The following is a 4001-nucleotide window of genomic DNA, read 5'->3' on the forward strand; positions in this document are numbered from 1 at the left end:
TCTTATCTCTACAATTAATAGGAGAAACCGATTACTAACCAATCGTCTACACAACTCGTAATAAAGTTTTATCAAATCCTTTTTATAAAGCTACTACAATTTTAAGAGAAACTACCATCTATACCCCCATTCACTAAAATGTTGCAATTAAAGCATTGGTAATTAAAAGAGAAATGATTACCTTTGTCTTAAACTCATAATCAGAAGATTTATGGAATATATTAATGAATTTCACAAAGAATGGATAGAACGTACTCGTCAATCAATAGCCTCTTGGAGCAAGCGACCTGCATCGCCAAAAGAAGTAAGGAAGCAGCAGGAGAAACTGAATCAACAGAGGGCTATAAGAGAAGGCAAACAGAAGAACTGATAAAGTTTGCCAATGACAATGGTCTATGGATTGACTTATCACACCTCAACATTACTTATATGGATAGAGGTGGTGAGAATGAAGTGTTCCATGATGGTAATGTGTCTGTTGTAAAATTAAATAACTTTGAGTACGCTGGGGATGATTTAGAGAACTTCTTCATTCGCATTGCTGCACACAACAAGTTCTTTGGCAATGTGCCTTATCAAATGATAGGTTTCGCCTATAACAGTACACAAGAGTTCTGTGCAGCTCTCGTTCAACCTTATATATTAGCAGAACGAGAAGCTACGGAAGATGAGATAGCCGCTTATATGCAAGCATTAGGCTTTGAAATGGACTATTACGACGAATATCATAATTCGGATTATGAAGTGTTTGATGCAGTTCCCAATAATGTGCTTTATGGCATAGACGGAGATTTATACTTCATTGATACACAGATTAGATTACTGTCTTAACTCCATTAGGAGTACTCTCATCTAAAGGGTAAGGCATAGGCATTTGCCCACGATGCAGCCCTTTTTGATAATTCGTTCTTTTATTTACTAACAAGGAGTTTACCCATTGCTATTATAGCATTGATTAATAACCGATTGCAAAGACTTACAGGGATGCAGTGTCGCTGCTTCTTACGGTATGACCGATACAATGGGCCGTATGCACTCCGACGCTCAGTTCGCAGGTTCTTCATCTGTACCCGCTCACGTAGAAATGATGGGTTTCTTGGGTATTGGTAACAACCCGATGGTAGGTTGTACAATGGCTTGCGCAGTTGACATGGCTACCGCATTCAGCAAGTAATATGAATTGACATCAATAAATAAGCTCCTGCAATCCTAATGGTTACAGGAGCTTTTTATATAAATTGATTTAGAAAAAACAACTAACGCCAGCGATATAGTTTTATAAATATTTATCTACCCCATCCGCACAATATACCGACTTTCGCTCGTCCAGCATCCTCAAGTGCTGCAAATTCTCAGCTCTATTGTACCTAAACTTCTCTTCATGCCAAAGGTGATAAACAATACCTGCGAATTTCAAGCATCGTTTTTTACAGCCACTATTTAACAAACGCTTGCCTAAATCAACATCCTCACTTCCCCAACCTTCATAAAATTCATCATAGCCGTTTACCTTAATGAAATCCTCACGGAAAAAAGACATGTTACAGCCTAATGCAACCGAACGTTTCTTGCGATACCTCGAAGCCAAGAGACGAGCTAACCATACACAACGGATTGCATTCTCTGGCTTGCTTTCAATGCCCTTCGTCCAAAAATGAATTGAACGCACTATGCCAGCCTCACATATATCCTTTGTCAGTTTTTTACCTAAATATACCCTCCCACCTTTCACATAAACACCATGATTGGCCTCACGAAGATGATCAGCTATCAGATTCGGGTGCAGGAACACATCGCCATCTATCTCTATGATATAATTTCCCATACTACGGGCTACACACTTGTTGCGCATCATCGCCAACCGGAACCCCTTGTCTTCATGCCACACATGTATGATAGGAAACGGTGCTTGCTTTTGCAGCCTTGCTATCAACAAGGCAGTTTCTTCCGTAGAACCATCATCTCCTACAATAACCTCATCAGGCAGAACCGTCTGCCTAAACAAACTAAGCAAACAGACTTGCAGAGCATCACAGCGATTGTAAGTAGAGACTATCACGGAAATGCTCCCTATATCTTTTCTATTCATTACTATCAGATTTAAATAAGTTAATTAGATTGATTATTAACACTCTACACGTTCTTACTTTCTTTACATAATAGATGAAACACTGCTTTGACAAGTGCAGAGTACACAGCATAAAACCGCATGCTATTTGATTGATTGCTATATTAGAAATAGGACTGTCTGTTTCGTAAATATCTATATCGCAGCCAATGTTTCCGAACTGACCATTATACAATAAAAAAAGCGTGGAAACCATTGAGTATTATTGCATTGAGGCTCTGGACTTGCCCTTACCCAATAATAAACAATAGCCCACGCCAAACGTTATATAATCCACCTAACTAAGCGGGTATATAGCATTGACGCGAGCGTTCTTGTCTATTATCCTGGGTAATAGAATTGTCCAGATTCCAATGCAAGATAATATCTCAAACGCTCTTCGTTAACTAATAAGTCCTTTCATCCTTAACTCATTAAGTATCTGAAATTGTTGCAAATTTAAGATTTTACGGTTTACTGGCAAAAAATTATCGTTTCTTTATTTAAAAATGTATTCGTACACAACGCAATTTACCGAAAACTTCTCTACCGCACGCCTTGAAGAATTCTTTTTAGGAAAGAGATAGAAACAGACCGAAAAAACATCCGATTGCCTTATCGACCATTCATACAAAGATTTCTCTGCGAAACACATTAAATACTTTCTCCACCTTCAAAGTGCCCTATCGGTGGTTAGCAAAAATTCTCCGCTCCTCTACAATAGCCCAAGCCATTTGCACACAAAAAAAATAGAGGGAAGCCAGCCGCGCCCCCTCTATTTTGAACTAGTACCTTCTTTATATCACTAAGTTACTGATTCAGTAACTGCATCACAGCAGCATTAGATTTGCTGCCGGACTCTTCCAAAGAAGTGGCAGAAAACACATGGTCTAATTGATAAACAGGAATGCTGACTGCCGGATTGAAATTTTCTGAATCCATATAATTGGCTATGGACCTCAACAATTGCTTTACCGCAATTCGATTATCCATGTCCTTCTTAACATCCACATTAAGTACAAACAAACGACCGTCACCTACTTTGGCTTCAAACGATATGCCGAGCTTTCTGTTTACTTCATAAGTATCTATGCTTTGTATGATAGGCTCAAGCTCTCTGAGATCGGTCAAATCGACGGCCTGACCATAGTTTAAGATGTCCCACCACTGCCAGTCTGCATAATCGGTGGTCGGGAAATCCACAAAAGCAGGATGAGAAGCATCTATCCATGTGCCAACAATCATAGGCGCCCAATTAAACATGATAGGATTCCAGAAATGACTGGCAAAACGCGTTTTTCTGCCCATCACCTTATCGGGTATGAAAAGAACCTTCTCACCTTTCAGCAGCCTCTCCTTAGCTTCGTTCCAGTCGTTCACACACTTATATGCGATGTCATGTTTTACCTCCTTTGGATAAATCCAAATATCCCACTCATTTTTTACTCCGCCGTTCAACTCAGCTTTTAATGTATATTTACCTGCCTTATCGATGGATTGCAGCCCTATGCTGACCAGCCCCAATGAGTCAACGTTTCCAACAGACAAATCCCCGTGTTTCAACTTTCCGTTGTCAATGACATTCTGTTGCTCATCAACAAGTTTCCAGTTTAGGATGCCTTTCCTTACGTCTTTTTCTCCAAACTGATACACACCGAACTTCACGTCAAACGTTTCATTATTGAGATACGTACGCTTTAAGAAACGTGCCAACAACACCACGGGCGCACAAGACTCACGGAATTTTTCGGGACTCACAAGGCCTTTGCTTTCCCAAAAAGCATCCAGAATACCCACAAAAGCACTGCCCTGCCCCGGAAAATCAGCCAGCCCCAACAACTGAAAACCGCCGGAATTTGGTGTTCTAAGCAAAGATTCGTTCACCTCCTTATAC

At 40.1% G+C, this 4001-nt stretch carries 2 protein-coding genes and 2 pseudogenes; 2 read left to right on the forward strand and 2 right to left on the reverse strand.

Going from position 1 to position 4001, the window contains the following annotated elements:
* Window positions 1-240 precede the first annotated feature (240 nt).
* Window positions 241-831 carry a hypothetical protein gene (locus K2G43_RS11105; protein WP_300155154.1) on the forward strand — a complete coding sequence of 197 codons (591 nt, stop codon included), beginning with the start codon at window positions 241-243 and terminating at the stop codon, window positions 829-831.
* A 166-nt stretch (window positions 832-997) separates the two neighbouring features.
* Window positions 998-1174 (forward strand): annotated as a pseudogene (locus tag K2G43_RS11110) (GGGtGRT protein); the annotation flags it as partial.
* 102 nt (window positions 1175-1276) lie between these two features.
* On the opposite strand, the gene K2G43_RS11115 reads toward K2G43_RS11110, so the two are convergent.
* Together K2G43_RS11115 and K2G43_RS11120 are read right to left on the reverse strand one after the other, a co-directional pair.
* Window positions 1277-2089 (reverse strand): glycosyltransferase family 2 protein, encoded by an 813-nt coding sequence (locus K2G43_RS11115; RefSeq protein ID WP_300155157.1) that lies wholly within the window; start codon window positions 2087-2089, stop codon window positions 1277-1279.
* Between the two features lie 828 nt (window positions 2090-2917).
* Window positions 2918-4001, reverse strand: a pseudogene (locus K2G43_RS11120) (beta-galactosidase); the annotation flags it as partial.

The sequence above is a fragment of the Bacteroides sp. genome (assembly GCF_029057325.1).
GTDB lineage: Bacteria > Bacteroidota > Bacteroidia > Bacteroidales > Bacteroidaceae > Bacteroides.

Bases quoted from the DNA above. Each gene is read 5' to 3' on its own strand.
- K2G43_RS11115 (WP_300155157.1), bottom strand. From the start codon at position 2,089: ATGAATAGAAAAGATATAGGGAGCATTTCCGTGATAGTCTCTACTTAC.
- K2G43_RS11105 (WP_300155154.1), top strand. From the start codon at position 241: ATGGATAGAACGTACTCGTCAATCAATAGCCTCTTGGAGCAAGCGACC.